The organism is Deinococcus psychrotolerans (assembly GCF_003860465.1).
Lineage (GTDB): Bacteria > Deinococcota > Deinococci > Deinococcales > Deinococcaceae > Deinococcus > Deinococcus psychrotolerans.
Genome location: NZ_CP034183.1, coordinates 1 through 17,434 on the forward strand (window position 1 = coordinate 1; position 17,434 = coordinate 17,434).

Sequence of the window (17,434 nt, forward strand, 5' to 3'; positions counted from 1 at the left end):
ATGCAGGGGCATGGACGAATTTTGTTGGTGGACGACAATCCCAACGATTTGGAGTTGGCGCTGGTCGCCTTCGAGAAATCGGGCCGTGCTCCTGAAGTGACGGTGGCCCGCAGCGGTCAGGAAGCCATGCGGGCTGCTGACGCGGGCGGTCAAGCCGGCTGTCCGCGCTGAGCAGGCCGTAACCCACTTGCCGGATGTGGTGCTGCTTGACCTCAACATGCCGCAAATGGACGGCTTGGCCGTGCTGGAAGCGATTCGGGCGCAGCCGGGCTTGGAAGGCTTGCCGGTGGTGATCTTATCGACCAGCCGCGAGGAGCGTGATATTCGGGCCTGCTACAAGAGAGGCGCGAGCGCTTACGTCGTCAAGCCGGTCGAATTTGAGCAGTTTCTGACCACGCTCAGCGCCACCTCTGACTTCTGGACGCGCCTTAACGAGCATCCGCAGCCGATCAAACAACCCGAGAGTGCCGAGGTGTCGGGCAGCAATTGAGGCACACTAAAATGAAGCGCAGCGCGTTTTAGGCGTCTAGAATACAACTTCATGCCCGCTTCTCCGCTCTCCACTGCCCGCTTTCCGCTGCTGGCCATCGACATCGGCAACACCAGCACGGTGCTGGGCCTCGCTGACCCAGACTTGAAGCTCCGCCAAACCTGGCGCGTCCGCACCAACCGCGACCTCTTGCCCGACGATCTGGCGCTGCAACTCAGCGGCCTCTTCCACCTTAGCGGCCTCGAACCGCCGCACAGCGCCGTGCTGAGCAGCGTGGCCCCGCCAGTGGGCCAAAATTATCTGCTGGCGCTGCGCCAACACTTCGGGATTAAGGCCTTTGAAGTTAATACCCAAAATCTGCCGGACGTTCACGTGGAACTGAGCCAGCCCAGCAACGTGGGCGCAGACCGCCTGTGCAATCTGTTCGGCGCTGAAAAGTACCTCAACGGCTTTGAGTACGCTATCGTCGTGGATTTCGGCACCAGCACCAATTTCGACGTGATTGGTAAGGGGCGGCGCTTTATCGGCGGCGTGTTGGCCACCGGAGCGCAGGTGTCTGCCGACGCGCTGTTCGCCCGCGCCGCCAAGTTGCCGCGCATCAGCTTGGAAGCGCCGGTGAGCGCCATCGGCAAAGACACGGTTCACGCGCTGCAATCTGGCTTGGTGTTTGGCTACGCCGAGATGGTGGACGGCCTGCTGCGCCGCATCCGCGCCGAATTACCCGCGCCCGCCGTGACAGTGGCGACCGGCGGCTTTGCCCGCACGGTGGAAGGCATCTGCCGCGAGATCGAGCATTACGACGATACCCTGACCCTGCGCGGTTTGGTGGAGTTGTGGGCCAGCCGCTGAAGATGGATTTGAGCGCAGTCAACAGCCCGTAAAAAAGAAAGGCAGGAGAGGAATTGATTTTCCCCTTCTGCCCCGTTGTAAAAGCTGATTAAACGCTCGTTAGAGTCCGAATTCGCTCGGCTGGAGCTTTAGCGCATAGATAATATCGCGCATGATCATCTGCTCTTTTTCGTCGAAATCACCATCGGCATTGGCGATCACCACCGCCAGTTGGACGACGGCCCGCGCTTCTTCCTGCTTCTTGGCCGCCTTGCCGACGACTTGAATCAATTCAATTTTGCCGAAATCAAAGTCGTTGGTGACTTTATCGCAGTAAGCGTCGTACTTGTCGCGCAATTTGCCCACGTCAAAAGACTTGAGCTTGTCGCTGCTGGTGATGAAAGCGGCGGTGCGGCTGCGCTCCTGGGTGTCGATCTTGCCGTCAGCGGCGGCGATCAGGGCGCAGGCGGCCATGCTGGCGTCGGCGAAAGTGGCGTTGTTGAAACGCGAAAAGCCTTCTTGCGTGGCGGCGACGCCTTGGTTGGCCAGCGTTTTGAGTTGATCCAGAAATCCCATGTTGTCTCCTTTGACTCAGGTGCTTGATCCTCAGGGTAAACGGGCGCGGTCTGGGAGTGCCAAGTTTGCCGCCCGATGTTCTGGTCAATCCTTAATCTTAAGTACGCCAAAGTTTATCTTGAGATAAACCGAGCGGAGCGGGCAGGCCCGAGAGGTGCGGTCAAGCGTCGTCATCGGCGCTGCTCTGGTCAAGACGCCGCTCTGCCCAAGATGCGGAATCCCGAAACGGTAATCTTGCTGTACTTAGCTTTCCAGCTCGGTGCGTGCCCGCTCCCAATCGCTGACCCGCGAAATCTCGGCCAGATCTTTTTCGCTTAGTTTGAGGCTGACCGTGCCCAGCAGTTCTTTAAGCTGAGATACGCTGTTGGCCCCGATGATTGGCGCGGTCATAGCGGGCTGCGCCAGAAGCCAAGCCAGAGCGACTTGGGCGGGCACGGCGTTGTGAGCTTCCGCCACCGCTTTGAGTGTGTCGATGGTGTCGAAATTGGCGTCACTGAAGCGCCGACGCGCGTTCTCATCGGCCCTTACGCTTTCGGGGAGCGCCGTGCCGCGCTGATATTTGCCGGTCAGCATTCCGCCGCCGAGGGGGCTCCAGGGAATTACCCCGACGCCGTATTCCACCGCTACTTTTTGAAGTTCGCGCTCGAAGTTAGCGCGGGTGGGCGAAAGCAGGCTGTATTCCGGCTGAATGCTCACAAAGGCTTCCAAGTTCTTTTTGTCGCTGGTCCAGAGGGCCTGCATCAGCCGCCAAGCGCTGTAATTGGAGCAGCCGATATAGCGCACGTAGCCGCGCTGAACCAGTTCGGTGAGGGCCGACAGCGTTTCTTCAATCGGGGTGAGTGGATCGATGAAATGCGTTTGGTAGAGGTCGATGTGATCGACTTGAAGGCGCTTGAGGCTGTCTTCGCAGGCCTTGAGAATCCAGCGCCTCGACAAGCCTTCGCGCTGATGCACGGTGTTGCGGCCCTGCGAAAAGCCTTCGCCCATCGCGCCCCGCACTTTGGTGGCGATGACCATGTCGTCCCGGTTGCCCCGCGCCTTGACCCAGCGCCCGACAATCTCCTCCGAGATGCCGCCGGGGTTGCCTTTGGCCCAAGCCGTATACACGTCGGCGGTGTCGATGAAATTGCCGCCTGCCGCGTAATAGGCGTCCATAATTTCGAAAGCGGCTTCTTCGCCAGCGCTCCAGCCAAACTGCATGGTGCCGAGGCCCAGCGGAAACAAGTGCAGGCCGCTTTTGCCCAATCTGCGGTAAGTCGTCATGTGTACTCCCCCTTTACATTGCTCGTAAACGCTCACAAGTCTGGCCGCCCCTTGGCGCAGGCTTGGGAAGCTGGGCGGGTTTGTGGAGGCTTGGACAAGACTGCTTCCTGCGTAAAGTTACGGCGTCGCCAACCTGAAACTGACCCCTACCGCGATACTGCTCGCGCCTCCAGCGTAATCGACCCCGAAATCGTGCGGGTTGAATTTGAACTGGGTCGCCACCGCGATGGTGTTGCCCTGGCGCGTCAGCTTGACCGGAGCGTTGAGCGTTTTACTGACACCTCTGAGGCTAAACTGCCCCGTCACGGTGCTGCTGACGGGTTGGCCTTCGGGCAAACTGCCCAGCCCCTGAACGCTGGTCAAGGTAAACACGGCGTCTGGAAACTGCGCTGCGCCCAGCGCTCCACGCATGTGTTCGTCGCGCAGGCTGTTGCCGGTCTTGAGCGAGGCGACATTGACCTTTAGCGTGCCGCCGACACTCGCCAGATCGTCAGGATTAATCTCAAGCGCCGCGCTGACTTGGGCCGTCTCGCCGTGTACTGGAATGATAATCACCCGGTAATCAAAGGCGGCCTGACCGCCGCTGGCTTTGTAAGGCGCGGCGCTTGCCAAACTGCTCAGGAGAAATAACCCGCCGAGCATCCAGCTTCCGACTCGTGTATTCATGCTTTAGTTTGTCAAGCGGTTGTGAGATTAAATCCTCTATCGCCCGCGCCAGCTTACAGTGCTAAGTATGTGGTGCTCGGCACGGCTTTGGGCCTGAATTGCAAGCGGCGCTGCGGGGGCGGCTGACCCGTCCCTGACCAATAAAAAACCCCCGCCAGCAGCAGAGGTCTTTTTTTCTGTGAGCTACAAATTACTTTCTACAATCCTACTTACCACTTCCCGCCCATCAGTCCCCAAGCGGCGGCAGTGGCCAGCGCCGTGATCATCCAAAAGCGCACCGTGACCTGGGTTTCTTTCCAGCCGCTGAGTTCAAAATGGTGCTGAATCGGACTCATCTTAAAGACGCGCTTGCCGGTGGTCTTGAACGAAGCCACCTGAATGATGACGCTCAGCACCGCGACCACCGGAATAATCGCAGCAATCGGCAGCAGCCAGGCGTCGGCGTAGAGCACATAGACGCCTGCCGCCACCGCGCCGATGGCGTGGCTGCCCATGTCGCCCATGAAGACGCGGGCCGGGTGGGCGTTGTACCACATGAAGCCGGTGACCGCGCCGACGAGCAGCAGCGCCGCGGCTGAAACGCTCAGAAACGGCAGCAGCACGATTAAGCTCACCCCGCCCAGCAGCCCGTCTAGGCCATCGGTGAAGTTAAAGGCGTTGACGGCGGCCACCATCACCAAGGTAATCAGTACGGTGTCCCAGATGGGGCCGAAACTCTGCAGCAGCAAGTGAGACGAGAGCGGCGCGGCGAAGTAAGCGAACACTGCCCCGACGATGAGTTGCAGCGGAAACTTCTCGCGGGCCAGCAGCTCTTTTTTGCCGCCCACCATCCGGGAGCGGATCTTGAGTAAGTCGTCGATAAATCCGATCAGGCCCATGCCGATGGCCGCTGCCACGATCAGGATTTCGCGCTCGGCGCTAAAGTTGGCGGCCCGCGCCCCGCTGAAAAAATACACCAGCCACATGGCCGCGAACGCCAGCACAAAGGCCACGCCGCCCGCTGTGGGCGTGCCTTCCTTTTGTAAATGGGTCTGCGGGCCTTCTTTGCGAACCGGCTGGCCCCAGCCACGCAATTTGGAGACGTGAATAAAAAAACCGAGTAAAAACCACGACAGCAGCGCCGTGAGAATCATCGCGGGCCTGAGTGTGTACGGCCAAGTGTACGGAGAAGTTTTGGAAGATTAAGCACAATGCCAGAAGAATACCACGAAGCCATTTGACCTGAACTTCGTTTGAAATCCCTGTGAAAGTGGGCTGGTTTAAGGCCGCACTTCCCGCAAGTCTGGTAAAAAGACTCGAATCTGGCCCGCCGCGCTGAGCGTCACGATTCGCCCGTCCACTGCGCCGATCAGTCCGGGGCCGTGCGGCACACTGGCGACAGGCTGATCGCCGCTGCCTAAGCGCTCTAGTGCGCTGCCGGTGAGTCGGTAGAGGCCCTGTCCGGTTTGGACGCTGGGAAGGCCGCTGACCGCCACGCCGCGCCCCGGCAGGCGGTAGAGGTAAGCGGGAGCGTCTATTCCCATCCGTGTAGGGCTGAGCAAGCTGGCAGGGCTGCCGGGGCGGTACAAGTTGCCGCCCACCAAGGCGTAGTCTTCGCCGTCGCCGCCGGTCAGCACGGCGCTGGGCGTGCCGAGAACGCCGCTTGCCGCCCCGCCGGAATAATTGAGGGCGGTGCCGTCCTGCAAATAAATGCGCTGCTGGCTGAGTTTGGCAACCCGCCCGACCACCCGCGTCTCCGGCGGGCCGTCTAAAGTCACGATCAGTCCGGCACTCGGTAGCGCCCCCCACGCCACGTTGCCTACCCAAGCGGCAGCCACAGCGGGCGCGGGCAGCGGTGCGAGCTGCGCCCTCAGGCTGGGAGCGCGGGCCACAAAGGCTTGCCCGCCTGACACCCAGGCCACGCCCACGTCGCTGAAATCGGCTTGAAAGGGGAGAGGAGCGCTCGGCTGCCGATGGGTTTGGGCAGGGGCGCAGGCGGTGAGCGCAGCCAGGAAAGGGGCGGCCAAGAAAGGGATAGACAGCCAGCGCTTCACTTTTTTCCTGTCCAAACTGGATCGGCCCGCAGTTCCAGCAAAGCGTCCACCACGCTGTCCAAACCCACGCCCTCCGCCAGCCGCTTTTCCGGCGTCCACGAGATGCCCCGGCTGGCCTTGACCAAAATCACGTCGCCATCCCTGACTTCGGCTCTCAGGGCGTCCAGCAGAGGCGGCACGCTGGTAAAAGCCCACTCGCCCAGCAGCTCGGCAAACGGGCCGACGCCGTAAGTCAAATCAGCGTGCTGGCGAGCCAGCGTTCCGACTTCGGCGTGCATGGCCCGCTCATCCTCGCCAAGTTCCAGCATTTGGCCCAGCACGCTGATCTTTCGGCCCCCAAACGTGCCCAGCGCTTCCAGTGCGGCTTTCATGCTCAGCGGCGAGGCGTTGTAGGTGTCGTCAATGACGGTGAAGCGCCCCGCCAGCACGCGGTAGCGGCCCCCCGGTACGCTGACCCCGCTCAGGCGCTCGGCGGCCCGTGTGAGGTCTAGGCCCGCCTGCTTGGCCAGTGCCAGCCCCAGCACGGCGGCTTCGGCCTGCACCCTGGAAGCGTGGGGCAAGTTCACGGGTACGTCTCCGAAAGTAAAAGAAGCTCCCTCGGCATTGACCGTCAGGTGCTGGCCCGCGAAACTCGCGCCTTCAAAACCGTAGGTGTCCACGTCCGCGAACCACTCGGCGGCCTGCGGTGAGACGAGTCGGCGGGCCGCTTCCAAGATCACGCCTTTTTCCCTTGCCACGCCCGCCACGCTGCCCAGCGCTTCCAAGTGCGCCGCGCCGATGCTGGTAATCACGCCCACGTCCGGTCGTACCAAGTCCACCAGTTCGCGCATTTCGCCGGGGCGGTCAATGCCCATTTCCACCACCAAAGGAGACCCGGAGCGCCCAAATTCCAGCAAAAAGCAGGCGATGGCGGGCAGGGTGTTGAAGACCGGCATAAAGTGCGCGTCCAGCGCGGCGGCGGCGTAACTTTTGGCGGTGGTTTTGCCCACGCTGCCGGTGATGCCGACGACCAGCGGATTGTGGCCGCGCTCGGCCGTGGCCCAAGTGAAGAGAGCGGCGCGGGCGTCAGTGACCCGCACGGCGCGGGGCACGTTCAAATCGGTGAGCACGAAGGGTGCGCCGCGCTCCAGAGCTTGCTCCACGAAGGCGTTGCCGTGCATCTGTTCACCGGGCAGCGCCACGAAGGCCGTCTCGGGGTCAGCTTGGCGCGAGTCCCAGGTCAGGCGGGCAGCGGGCCGCGCCTGCGGGTGAACCTCGGCGGCAAAAGGCAGATAGGTGGGGGAAAGCATGGAAAAGAGTATAGGCAGGACGCTTGAGGCTCAGGCCAGCGCTTTCTAAGTTCCTCGCTTCTCACATCCCAAATTCAGGGAATCACCACGTCCACCTGCGCTCCGGCTTCCAGCGAGAGCAGCAGCTTTAGCGGGGCGTCGCCGTGCTTGAGGAGGTAGGTCAGGAAATTCATCTCGCGCTCTTGGAGGTGGCCAGCGGGCAGCAGGTGTTTTTTGAGCCGGGTCAGTTGGCCGCTCTTGTCGTCCTCAGCGCGGGAGAGGGCCGAGTAGGCTTGCTGGCGGTGACGCTCCAAGCGGCTCATGGTGCGGTTCTTACTGCGCTCCACGCTGCTTTTCAGGGTCGGATCGAGCGCCGAGAGTTCGTTCATCAAAGCGCTGAACTCGCCTTCCAGATGATTGATCCGCTCCTGACTCAGCGCGGCGGCTTGCTGCTGACTTGCCAACGCCTTGCCGAGCGTGCCTTCAGGGCCTTGCTGAAACTGAGCCGCCGTGACGCCGAAACGCTCCAGCAGTCGGGCCACGTTCGGCTCCAGCCAAGTCACGCTCAGGCGCGGCCACAAGACCGGCTGCTCCAAGCCGTGAAGTTCGTAGACCCCGCGCAGCTCGGCAGCGTAGGCCAGTTCACCCGGCCCCACCACGAAGGCGGCAGTGGGCAGCAGGTAATCTTGGATGATGGGGCGCAGTCCAGCGGCGGGGGTAATCCGGCTCGGGTCGCTGTCTAAAAGGGAGAGCAGCTCGGCTTTGGTGTAGCCCTCGAAGGTTTTGCCGCCCTGCTGCGAGACGCGCAGCAAGGTGCGCTGGCCGCTCTCTTCTTCCACAAACAAGTTCGTCGATCCGGGCGGGCGGCGAAGCTGGGCGGTGTAGCCCTGCGCTCCGAGTTGCTCGGCGGCAGCTTCGATGCGCTGCGGGCCTTCAAGGGGGCGATCGATTTCGGCAGCCAGCGCCGGGGCCATCAAGCGGGCCAGCGCCGGATGCAGCGGGTCGAGCACGATCAGGCCGTGTTCGCCCAGCAGGGTGTACATCAAGCGGGCGAACACGTCGGCATACGCCCGGCCCTTGAAGGCAAAATCCAGACGTGAGCGCACCGCCGCTTTGTGCGTTTCGGGGGCGTCAAATTCGCTGATCAGTTCCAGCAGTTGCGCCGACCACTCGGCCCGCCAAGCGATGCGGCCCACCGGCACGCCGCGCGGCAAGTCGAGGCGCGGCTCAAATTCGCGCTCCGAAAAGTCGAGCAGATGGGTGGAGGCCACTTCATCGGCGTCGTGATCCTGGCTGGCGATCCAAAACACCGGCAAAACCGGGCGCTCCTCAGTGCTGAGCTGACGGGCCAGTAAAATGGCGTCGGCGGCTTTGTGGACGCTGTACGCCGGGCCGCCCAGCAGTCCCGCTTGTTGTCCGGCCACCACCACCCGCGCTTCTGGGTGCGAGAGCTTTTCGAGTTGCGCGGCGAGCATTTTGGCGGCTGGGTCGGCTTTCTTGGCCGTGCCGTCCGGCAAGCCCACATCAAGGTGGTAAGCCCGCAGCGCGGCGGCCAGAGCGGGGCGGTCAAGAACGCGCTGCGCCTGCAAAAAGGCAGGCAAGTCGGCGGGCGTACGAGCAAAAAAATCGCTCAGGTGGCCCGCTCGGTAAGCGTCGAGCAGGGGCAGGCGGGCAGGCGCGGAAGTCATGCGGGTATCATCATGCACCCTGCGGCGCACGGTTTGTGTTCATGGCTTCCAAACGCTTTCCCGCTAACGGTGCTCAGGCTCCCAGCGGCTGCCGAGCGGCCTTTTCCAAGCCGCCTCTGTCCATTACCACGATGCGGCGGTAGCCCAAATCGAGCAGGCCGCGCGAGCGGAACTCGCCGAGCAGCTTGGTGATGGTTTCGCGGGTGCTGCCCACTGCGTGCGCCAAATCCTGATGCGAGATGCGCCCACGCAGGGCGACTTGCTGATCGTGGTGCTCGCCGCTTTCGTTGGCCAGCTCCAAAAGGGCCAGCGCCAGCCGCTGCGAGACCTCCAAAAAGACCAATTGCGAGAGCCGGTCTTGCAGGCCGCGCGTCTGGCGCACCACCTGGGTGCTGAGCGCCACGCTGAGGTCGGGCGAGCGGCTCATCAAGTCGCGCAGGGCCTCGCCGCCGATCATCAGCGCGGAGAGGTCATCCATCGCTTCAGCGTAGAGGCCGTATTTGCCGTTGTCGAGCAGGGCGGTCAGGCCCAGCAGGTCGCCGGGGCCATGCACGTTGACCGTCACTTCGCGGGCACTTGCGCCCAGCCGGTAGAGCCGGGCGTGGCCGCTTTGCAGCATGTACAGCGTTTCAGCCGGGTCATCGGCGTGCAGCACAATGCTGCCGCGACTCCAGTGGTGTTGGCGAGTGGTGGAGAGGAGCGAAACGCGGGCCGCTTCGGGAAGGGCCGCAAGGAAGCCGGGCAACATGCTTCATAGTATTTTCATGTATTGCCGGAGTAAAGGGAAGGCAAAGCACATTAGCAGCTACCAGTCAAGCGAGGCGCTGGATCAGTGCGCGTGCTAAACTGCGGCCCACAAGGACTTAGCCCCTACCTATGACCAAACACCTATGACCCGCCCCCGCCTGACGCTGCTCGATTTGCCTCTTGACCCCGTCACCCTCGACCAAGCGCTCGAGCGCCTCAGCGTGTGGGTGCAGCCGGGTCAGCGCTCGGCGCACACGGTGGTGACGCTCAATCCTGAATTCATCATGCAGGCGCGGGCCGAAGACGCCCAAACCGCAATGACCCAGGCCGCAACAGATCAGCCTGCGGTGACCAGCGCTTTTACGCAGGCCATGCAGCAAGCCGACCTCGTCACCGCCGACGGAGTGGGGATCGTCTGGGCCGCCCGTAAACTGCTGGGCCAAGAAGTGCCGCGTGCGCCGGGCTTCGACCTCACCAGCGGCCTGATGGCCAAGCACGGCAGCGCCCTGCGCGTCTTTTTTCTCGGCTCCAAGCCGGGCGTGGCTGAAGCGGCGGCGGCGGCGGCGGTCAGCCGCTACGGCATTCAGGTGGCGGGCGTGCATCACGGCTACTTCGATACCAGCGAAGATCAGCGGGTGGCCGAACTCATTCGCGCCAGCGGCGCAGATCTGCTGCTGACCGGCATGGGCGCGGGGCGGCAAGAGACGTTTAACGAATACTGGCGCGGCGTGTTGGGCGTGCCGGTGATGATCGGCTGCGGCGGCGTCTTGGACGTGCTGGCGGGCAGCGCTCAGCTGGCCCCGGCCTGGACACGCAAGCTGGGCGTCGAGTGGATCTGGCGTGTGGTCGGCGACCGCAAGCGCTGGGGCCGCGCTCCCAGATTGGCCCGTTTCGTGCTGTTGGTCAACCGGCAAGCCAAAGCGGCAGGCCACCGCACCAAGCCCTGAACTGGACACCAAAAAAAGTTGAGCTGAGCCTAGAAACCTAAAGACATCTAGATCAAGCGCCCTGCTTCTCACCTCCGCTCATTTCTGACAGTAGACTAGGAAAGCGCAAACCACGTTCTACATCCACTATGCTCGAACTTCCTGTGTTCTGGTTGCTGAGGGGGACTTATGAAGCCACGCGTTTTGGGAATGATTCTCGCCGGCGGTCAAGGCTCACGGCTCTCGCCGCTGACTTTGCGCCGCTCCAAGCCTGCCGTGCCGTTTGGCAGCAAATACCGAATTATTGATTTTGCCATCAATAATTTCATCAACTCCGGCTTTTTCAGCATCTACGTGATGACCCAGTACAAAGCCCAAAGCCTCACCGAGCACATCCAGCGTGGCTGGCGCTTTGGCACCTTTCTGAGCGACTACTTCATCACTTTGGTTCCGGCCCAGATGTACCGCTTCGAGGAACTCGGCCCGGTCTGGTACAGAGGCACCGCCGACGCCGTCTACCAAAACCTGCACCTGGTCGACAACCACAACTCCGATTACGTGGCGATTTTTTCCGGCGATCACATCTACAAAATGAACGTCGAACACATGCTCCAGCAGCACATCGATTCGCGGGCGGACGTGAGCATTGCCGCTTACCCGATGCCGCAGAGCCAAGCGCACCAATTCGGCATCATGCACGTCGACGAAAAGTGGAAAGTCACCGACTTTTTGGAAAAACCCGCCAACCCGCCGAGCATTCCCGGCCAGCCCGGCATCAGCCTGACCAGCATGGGCAATTACATCTTTTCGCGCCGCGCACTCGACGAACTGCTCGAAACCAGCATGTCGAACGGCGAGGAGGGTTTTGACTTTGGCAAAGACGTGATCCCGCGTGCGCTTTCAGACGGCTATAACGTGATGGCCTACGACTTTCACAAAAACCCGATTCCCGGTCAGGATCGTCCCAACTTGTACTGGCGCGACGTGGGCACGCTCGACGCTTACTTTGAAGCCAACATGGATCTGGTGACGGTTAATCCGGAGTTCGACATCTACAACGCCGATTGGCCACTGCGAACCAGCAGCGAGTTTTCACCGCCGGCCAAATTCGTCCACGAATCCGAAGGGCGGCGCGGGCAAGCCTTTAACAGCATCATGGCGGGGGGCACCATCATTTCCGGCGGCACTGTCCGTGACAGCGTGCTGGGCCGCGCCGTACACAGCCACTCGCATTCGCTGGTGGAAAGCTCGGTGCTGTTTGACAACGTGCAAATTGGCCGCCACAGCCAGATTCGCCGCACTATCATCGACAAAGACGTGATCGTGCCGCCCGGCACCCGCATCGGCTACAACGCTGAGGAAGACCGTGCCAGGGGCTTTACTGTCACCGAAGCGGGCGTGGTGGTGGTGCCCAAGAGCTACACCTTCTAAGTAGAACAACGTTTATCTTTAGATAAATCGAGCAAAGCGGGCAGGCCCAATAGGTGCCGTTCTGCCCAAGACGCGAGAAGGTGGAAAAGTACGGCTAGATGGGAGTGGAGGGATGGAGCGTTTTTGGCGGAATCCCAAAACGGTAATCTGGCCGTACTTAGGTTATCTTCCAGATTCAAAAAGTACAGAGCTGACACTCAGCGCCGGATGAACTCATTTATCCGGCGCTGTCCTGAATCTGGAAGCGTTGCTCAAAGGCAGGCTGTTCTTCCAGTGCTTCAAACTCCACGTCTTGGCCCAGCGCGGGGCGCAGGAGTCCGGCGTATTCGGCGGGCGTGATCTCGTACGTGCCGAACTGCTCGAGGTGCGGATTTTGCATCTGGGCGTCCAGAAAGCTGTAGCCTCTGCGGGTCAGGTGCTGCGACAACCGCACCAGCGCCACCTTGCTGGCGTGTGTGACGGCGTGAAACATGGTTTCGCCGACGAACGCGCCGCCCAGCGCCAAGCCCAGCACGCCGCCCGCCAGTTGGCCACCGCGCCACGTTTCAAAGCTGTGAAGGAGGCCAGTTTCGTTGAGGTGCAGGTAAATACCGGCCAGCTCAGGGCTGATCCACGTTTCTTCGCGGGCCATGCAGCCGGCCAGCACGCCGGGAAAGTCGGCATTGATCCGCACCTCGAACCTGCTGAGGTGCTTTCTTAAGCTGCGTGGGATGTGGAGCGCTTCGCCCAGCGGCACCAGAGCGCGGCGGGTGCTGGAATACCATTCCAAGCCTTCGCCGTTGTCCATCAAAAAGCCGCCGCCCGCGTAGCCTCTGGCGATTTCACGGGTCAGCGGATCAGGATGGTTGAGCATTGACATGGCGGTTGGCACTTCACTAAAGTAGCGGGTTTTGGGCTTTACTGGGTAGCCCCCGCCGCTTTTTGTACCCCCGAAGTCCTAAGAAAAATGTCACATTGCCGCCCTCAGCTTTAGCGCGGATACAAAACAGCCTGAGTGCAGCGGAAGAGCGCCAGCGTTTTGCCTGCGGCGCTCACCTGCGCGTCCCAGACTTGGGTGGTGCGTCCGGCATGAATCAGCTTGGCTTCCACTTCAATCTGGCCGCTGCGGGCAGTCGAGAGAAAATTGCTTTTGAGTTCGATGGTCGTAAAATTGTGCGCTCCAGCGGGAAGCGCCAAAATGGTGCCGTACCCGCAAGCCGTGTCGGCCAGCCCGATGACGGTGGCGGCGTGCAAAAAGCCGTTAGGAGCCAGCACTTCTTCCCGGATGTCGAGGTGCGCCCGCATCAGGCCCCGCTCGGCGTGGGTAAAAATGACGCCGAGGAGTCCCGGTAATCGGCCCTGACTGCGGGCGTTGATTTCGCTCAACTCTGGCGCGGCGGAGAGGGGTCTTTGCTGCTCGGTCATGCGGGGAGTGTAGCTCAGCAGCACGGGCCAACGCCCAGCAGCAACCCTTTACCCTTTTCATGCGGCCTGCTCTTAGGGTAAAGCTGTGAATCGACTGTCTTGCAAGGGCCAGCGCCGCAGCCGAATGGGTTTTGCGGCGGTGCTGGCGCTCCTGAGTACCCTCAGCGCCGCGTCTGCGCCCTCACCGCCCGCACCGATGACGTATGTGGCCCTCGGCGACTCGCTGACGGCTGGCTTTCAATCCGGCGGCCTGACGGCTGAAGATCAGCGGGAAGCGTATCCGGCGGTGATCGCCCAGCTTGCCCGCATTCCTTTCGGCGTTCCAGCGGGCGGCGGGCCGGGTTGTCCGCCGCCGCTGGGCGCAGCGGGCCTGAGCGCGGCGTCTTGTCTGCGGCTTGACCCGGCAGTGCGCGGCTCTAATTTCGCGGTGCCCGGCGCAAAGGTGGCCGACTTGCTGAGCCGCAGCGCCAAAAACGCGGGCGACGACCTGACCCGCCGCCTGTACACGCTGATTCTGGGGCCGGATCAAACCCAGGTGCAGGCGGCCCTCAAATCCAAGCCGCGTTTTGTCTCGCTCTGGATCGGCAGCAACGATGTGCTGAACGCTGCGGCGTCCGGCGACCTCAATCAGGCCACGTCGCCGCATGACTTTGAAGCGGCTTACCGCCAACTGCTCAGCGCACTGGCTCCTGCCAAGGCCCAACTGCTGCTGCTGACGGTGCCGGACGTGACCACCGCGCCGGTGTTGGTCGCGGGCCAGCTGCTTTACGGGTACGGCCTCGCTGACGTTTCATGCCAGCACAGTCCTAACAAAGTCGCCGCCACTTGGGTGATCACTCACGCGCCGGTCAGTTGCGGCGCTCCGTACGCCCTGACGCCGGCCAAGCTCGCGGCCTTGCAGCAAATTGTCGCCGCCTACAACGCCAGCATTCACCGCTTGGCGCAGGAACGCGGCCTGCCGGTCTTTGATGTGGCTCCGCTGCTTGCCGGGTTGCAGCGCCCCGACCCCAACCCGGCAAGCCCCCAGCCGTTCGGCCCCGATTTCTCGCAGGACGGCGTGCACCCCTCGGCCCAAACCCAGGTCAAACTGGCCCGCGCCATCGTGACCTTCGGGAACGCTGAACTCAAGTTGGGTGTGGCGCTGCCATAGAGCATTTGTCCGTTGCATTGTTGTGGAAAAGCACCCCACCAATTTCACTCCCATCTGCTCTAGCAAGTATTTCACTCGCTCCGCTCGGTCATAAAAGTTTTGCAACTTTATACGACAAATGCCTTAATCAAACCAAGACACCAAGAAGCGGGGGCCAGATTCAATGTCTGGCCCCCGCTGGTGTGGCTGAAGTGCTTAGTTGCGTCCGCCGCCGCTGAAGATACGCAGCAAAAAGAGGAACATGTTGATGAAGTTCAGGTACAAGGAGAGTGCGCCGTAAATCGCGCCTTTCTCGGCGTTGTCGCCCTCGACGCCGCTCAGGGCGATGTTGCGCAGGCGCTGGGTGTCGTAGACGGTCAGGCCCGCGAACAGCAGCACGCCCACGCCGCTGATCATCAAGTTGAGTACGGTACCGCCGATCCAGATGTTGACGACCATCGCCACCACGAGGCCGATCAGCGCGAACAGGAAAAAGCGGCCCATGCCCGACAGATCACGCTTGATGACGTAACCCAGCACGCTCATGGCCCCAAAGGTCAGCGCGGCGGTGCCGAAAGCCGAATACACGGCTTGGGTGGAGTAAACCATCAGCAGGCCCGAGAACGTCAGGCCGGTGATGGCGGCGTAGACCATAAACAGGATGCCCGCCACCGCCGCGTTGATGCGGGGCAGCAAAAAGCTCATACCGAAGACGACGCCGAGCTGAACGATCAGCAGCGGAAAGCGGATGCTCAAGACCTGGTAGGCCAGTTCTTGGTTAGACGCGGTAATGTAGGCGATAGCGGCAGTCAGCACCAGCCCAGCAGCCATCCAAGAGTAGGTGCGGTTCATGAACGAACGCACGACAGATTCAGTGCGAGTGGCAGTCATTTGCATACATCAATGATACGTCAGCCACCTGAAAAAGGTTCCCGACTTGTCCCCCACCGGCCTGATCTGGTCTTTACCTTCTTAGCGCTGCGGACGCTGAACTGCTCCTCACTCCGCTTCTATGGTTTTGTTCACCTTCTCGAAGCGCACGCTCAGCACGCCGCTGACCAAGCTGGCCTCGCCGCTTTGGGCCACCACCGGCTCCGGAAAACTGAGGCGGCGGCTAAAACGTCCGGTGCGGCGCTCACGGTGCAGGCTTTCCTGATCTTCCGGCACCGCGCCGCGCTCGCCGCTGAGCGTCACCGCCTCGCCGTCGTCCTCCAGGGCCAGGCTTTCGGGAGCGCAGCCCGGCACATCCACCATCAAGGTCAAGTGGGTACCGGAGCTGAGCCAATCGGCGTCGGGAGCAAACGGGCCGCCGCTGGCGAGCGTTTCGACTTCCTCACGCAGTTGCATCACTTTTTGAAGGCGGGCGAGTACAGGCTTATCCATCGGCCCAGCGTAGCAAAGGAGCGGACAGGATAAGCAGCTTTACACGCCGCTGGCCGCCAAAGCCCCCAAGAGGGCCAGCGGCGCAGTTTCGGCCCGCAGAATGCGGGGGCCAAGCGTGATCGGCGTGGCTCCGAGGCGGCTGAGCTGGGCCAGATCTTCCGGCGCGAAGCCGCCCTCGGGGCCGCTGATAAGGGTCAGGGCGCTCGTCCACGTCACCTGCTCCAGGAGCTTGCCGGGGCTGCCGGGGTGGGCATAAAAGCACTGGCCCGCTGCGCTCAGGGCCGAGAGCGGCAGCGGAGCCAGCACGCCCGGCACTACCGCCCGCTGAGACTGCTTGGCAGCTTCCTCGGCCACCCGGCGCAGGCGGGTCAGCTTACTGTCCCCGATGTCGGGCACGTCGGCGTAGCGGGTGCGGAGCAGTTGGAAGGTGCTGACGCCCAGCTCGGTTCCGGCCCGCACCACGTCGCTGAGTTTGTCGCCCTTGAGCAGCGCAATCGCCAGCGTCACGGGTTGCGGGTACTCGGCGGCGCTGTCTTGTCGGCTCAGCAAACGCAGAGCAGCGCTGAAGGTGTCGAGGTGAATCAGCTCGGCCTCGCCTGCTTCACCGCTCCCATCAAACACGTCCACGCGGTCGCCCACGTTCAGGCGCATTACTGCCAGGTGCTTGAACTCGGCGGCGCTCAGTTCCATCCGCTCGCTGAGGGTAGCGACTTTGACGCGGTGGCGGTGACGGGCCATTAGAGGGGGGCCATCAGCTTGAAAGGGCCGTCACCAGGGCCCACTCGCCGTCGAGTATTTCGGCGATGTCGCTGAAGGCTTCGCGTTCTAAGGCGGCGCGAACCATCGGCAGCCTGTCCTCCAGAATGCCGGTCAGAATCAGCGGCGAACCCGGCTGCAAAGCGGCGCGGTAAGCTCCGGCCAGCAAATCGTGCAGCTCGGCAAACAGGTTGGCGACCAGCAAGGTATAAATCGGCTTGTCGTCGAGCAGATCGAGGTCTAAGCTGCCTTCCTCGAATCTCAGCGTGCCGCCTTTAATCTGTACCACACCGTTCTTGACGCTCAGCCCGTTGAGTTCGGCGTTCTCGTACGCTGCCGGAATGGTGATGGGGTCGATGTCGAGGCCCAGCACCTCAGCCGCGCCGCCGAGGGCCGCTGCCAGCGCCAGCACGCCGCTGCCGGTGCCGACGTCCAGCACCGTGCGGCCCGTCAAGTCGAGTTGACCGATGGCTTCCACGGCCAGCCGGGTGGTGGCGTGGTGGCCGGTACCAAAGGCCATGCCGGGGTCGATCAGCAGCGGAATCTGGCCGGGCGGAACTTCGTGCGCCAGCCACGAGGGCGCAATGGTGAAGCGGCCCGCCGTCACGGGGGTCAGGCCTTTTTTCCAATCGGCTTGCCAGTCCTGGTCGGGTTCGTTCGTCCACTCGCCGTTCAGGGCCAGTGGCACCTCGGCGTCAAAATAGGCCCGCAGGTGGCCGCCGCGCTCCTCCAGGCCGGTTGCGCCGGCTTCCCACAGGGCGTCGAGGTCGACTTCACGGCTCTCCAAAGTTCCGGGCAAGATATACACCAACATGCCGAGTATGGTAGCAAGCGGCGCGGCCCATG

The 17,434-nt window shown here is 62.2% G+C and carries 20 protein-coding genes; 6 read left to right on the top strand and 14 right to left on the bottom strand.

The features are described from left to right. The 3 genes from EHF33_RS21385 to EHF33_RS00010 are packed head-to-tail and all read left to right on the top strand — an operon-like array spanning position 1 to position 1,339. Positions 1 to 171 (top strand): response regulator, encoded by a 171-nt coding sequence (locus tag EHF33_RS21385; RefSeq protein ID WP_241191185.1) that lies wholly within the window; start codon positions 1 to 3, stop codon positions 169 to 171. 25 nt (positions 172 to 196) lie between these two features. Further along, complete coding sequence (locus tag EHF33_RS21390) at positions 197 to 490, top strand: response regulator (protein ID WP_241191331.1); 294 nt, start codon at positions 197 to 199, stop codon at positions 488 to 490. 51 nt (positions 491 to 541) lie between these two features. Next, the gene (locus EHF33_RS00010) at positions 542 to 1,339 is read left to right on the top strand and encodes a type III pantothenate kinase (RefSeq protein ID WP_124867042.1); all 798 of its coding nucleotides are present in this window, start codon (positions 542 to 544) and stop codon (positions 1,337 to 1,339) included. Positions 1,340 to 1,438: 99 nt separating this feature from the next. Here the strand turns inward: EHF33_RS00010 and EHF33_RS00015 are convergent, their stop codons facing one another. The 8 genes from EHF33_RS00015 to EHF33_RS00050 form a co-directional block, all read right to left on the bottom strand. After that, positions 1,439 to 1,894 (bottom strand): tellurite resistance TerB family protein, encoded by a 456-nt coding sequence (locus EHF33_RS00015; protein WP_124867043.1) that lies wholly within the window; start codon positions 1,892 to 1,894, stop codon positions 1,439 to 1,441. 243 nt (positions 1,895 to 2,137) lie between these two features. Beyond that, complete coding sequence (locus tag EHF33_RS00020; RefSeq protein WP_124867044.1) at positions 2,138 to 3,157, bottom strand: aldo/keto reductase; 1,020 nt, start codon at positions 3,155 to 3,157, stop codon at positions 2,138 to 2,140. Between the two features lie 117 nt (positions 3,158 to 3,274). Beyond that, complete coding sequence (locus tag EHF33_RS00025; RefSeq protein WP_124867045.1) at positions 3,275 to 3,823, bottom strand: YceI family protein; 549 nt, start codon at positions 3,821 to 3,823, stop codon at positions 3,275 to 3,277. Between the two features lie 209 nt (positions 3,824 to 4,032). Next, complete coding sequence (locus tag EHF33_RS00030) at positions 4,033 to 4,956, bottom strand: phospho-N-acetylmuramoyl-pentapeptide-transferase (RefSeq protein ID WP_124867046.1); 924 nt, start codon at positions 4,954 to 4,956, stop codon at positions 4,033 to 4,035. A 126-nt stretch (positions 4,957 to 5,082) separates the two neighbouring features. Further along, complete coding sequence (locus EHF33_RS00035; protein WP_241191186.1) at positions 5,083 to 5,856, bottom strand: hypothetical protein; 774 nt, start codon at positions 5,854 to 5,856, stop codon at positions 5,083 to 5,085. Continuing rightward, on the bottom strand, positions 5,853 to 7,145 hold the full coding sequence (gene murF / locus EHF33_RS00040; RefSeq protein WP_124867047.1) for a UDP-N-acetylmuramoyl-tripeptide--D-alanyl-D-alanine ligase: 1,293 nt from the start codon (positions 7,143 to 7,145) through the stop codon (positions 5,853 to 5,855). The genes EHF33_RS00035 and murF overlap by 4 nt, the downstream gene beginning before the upstream one ends. A 74-nt stretch (positions 7,146 to 7,219) precedes the next feature. Further along, positions 7,220 to 8,812 (bottom strand): bacillithiol biosynthesis cysteine-adding enzyme BshC, encoded by a 1,593-nt coding sequence (gene bshC / locus EHF33_RS00045; RefSeq protein WP_124867048.1) that lies wholly within the window; start codon positions 8,810 to 8,812, stop codon positions 7,220 to 7,222. A 73-nt stretch (positions 8,813 to 8,885) separates the two neighbouring features. Continuing rightward, positions 8,886 to 9,560 (bottom strand): Crp/Fnr family transcriptional regulator, encoded by a 675-nt coding sequence (locus EHF33_RS00050; RefSeq protein WP_124867049.1) that lies wholly within the window; start codon positions 9,558 to 9,560, stop codon positions 8,886 to 8,888. 142 nt (positions 9,561 to 9,702) lie between these two features. On the opposite strand from EHF33_RS00050, the gene EHF33_RS00055 reads away from it, so the two are divergent. Both EHF33_RS00055 and glgC read left to right on the top strand, forming a co-directional pair. Then, positions 9,703 to 10,506 (top strand): WecB/TagA/CpsF family glycosyltransferase, encoded by an 804-nt coding sequence (locus EHF33_RS00055; RefSeq protein ID WP_124867050.1) that lies wholly within the window; start codon positions 9,703 to 9,705, stop codon positions 10,504 to 10,506. 168 nt (positions 10,507 to 10,674) lie between these two features. Next, positions 10,675 to 11,916, top strand: coding sequence for a glucose-1-phosphate adenylyltransferase (gene glgC, locus EHF33_RS00060; RefSeq protein WP_124867051.1), 1,242 nt, complete (start codon positions 10,675 to 10,677; stop codon positions 11,914 to 11,916). A 217-nt stretch (positions 11,917 to 12,133) separates the two neighbouring features. Here glgC and aat read toward each other — a convergent pair whose 3' ends face one another. Both aat and EHF33_RS00070 read right to left on the bottom strand, forming a co-directional pair. Next, a complete protein-coding gene (gene aat, locus EHF33_RS00065) occupies positions 12,134 to 12,775 on the bottom strand; it encodes a leucyl/phenylalanyl-tRNA--protein transferase (RefSeq protein WP_164473361.1) in 642 nt (213 codons plus the stop codon). Between the two features lie 110 nt (positions 12,776 to 12,885). Further along, complete coding sequence (locus EHF33_RS00070; RefSeq protein ID WP_124867053.1) at positions 12,886 to 13,320, bottom strand: PaaI family thioesterase; 435 nt, start codon at positions 13,318 to 13,320, stop codon at positions 12,886 to 12,888. 85 nt (positions 13,321 to 13,405) lie between these two features. Between EHF33_RS00070 and EHF33_RS00075 the strand changes: the two genes are divergently transcribed. Further along, a complete protein-coding gene (locus EHF33_RS00075) occupies positions 13,406 to 14,470 on the top strand; it encodes an SGNH/GDSL hydrolase family protein (protein ID WP_124867054.1) in 1,065 nt (354 codons plus the stop codon). 195 nt (positions 14,471 to 14,665) lie between these two features. Here the strand turns inward: EHF33_RS00075 and EHF33_RS00080 are convergent, their stop codons facing one another. The 4 genes from EHF33_RS00080 to EHF33_RS00095 all read right to left on the bottom strand — a co-directional run bounded on the left by EHF33_RS00080 (position 14,666) and on the right by EHF33_RS00095 (position 17,402). Next, positions 14,666 to 15,346 (bottom strand): Bax inhibitor-1/YccA family protein, encoded by a 681-nt coding sequence (locus EHF33_RS00080; RefSeq protein ID WP_124867055.1) that lies wholly within the window; start codon positions 15,344 to 15,346, stop codon positions 14,666 to 14,668. Positions 15,347 to 15,448: 102 nt separating this feature from the next. Beyond that, positions 15,449 to 15,832 carry an Hsp20/alpha crystallin family protein gene (locus EHF33_RS00085; protein WP_124867056.1) on the bottom strand — a complete coding sequence of 128 codons (384 nt, stop codon included), beginning with the start codon at positions 15,830 to 15,832 and terminating at the stop codon, positions 15,449 to 15,451. 39 nt (positions 15,833 to 15,871) lie between these two features. Further along, complete coding sequence (locus tag EHF33_RS00090) at positions 15,872 to 16,570, bottom strand: 16S rRNA (uracil(1498)-N(3))-methyltransferase (protein WP_124867057.1); 699 nt, start codon at positions 16,568 to 16,570, stop codon at positions 15,872 to 15,874. A gap of 13 nt (positions 16,571 to 16,583) precedes the next feature. After that, the gene (locus EHF33_RS00095; RefSeq protein WP_124867058.1) at positions 16,584 to 17,402 is read right to left on the bottom strand and encodes a 50S ribosomal protein L11 methyltransferase; all 819 of its coding nucleotides are present in this window, start codon (positions 17,400 to 17,402) and stop codon (positions 16,584 to 16,586) included. Positions 17,403 to 17,434 lie beyond the last annotated feature (32 nt).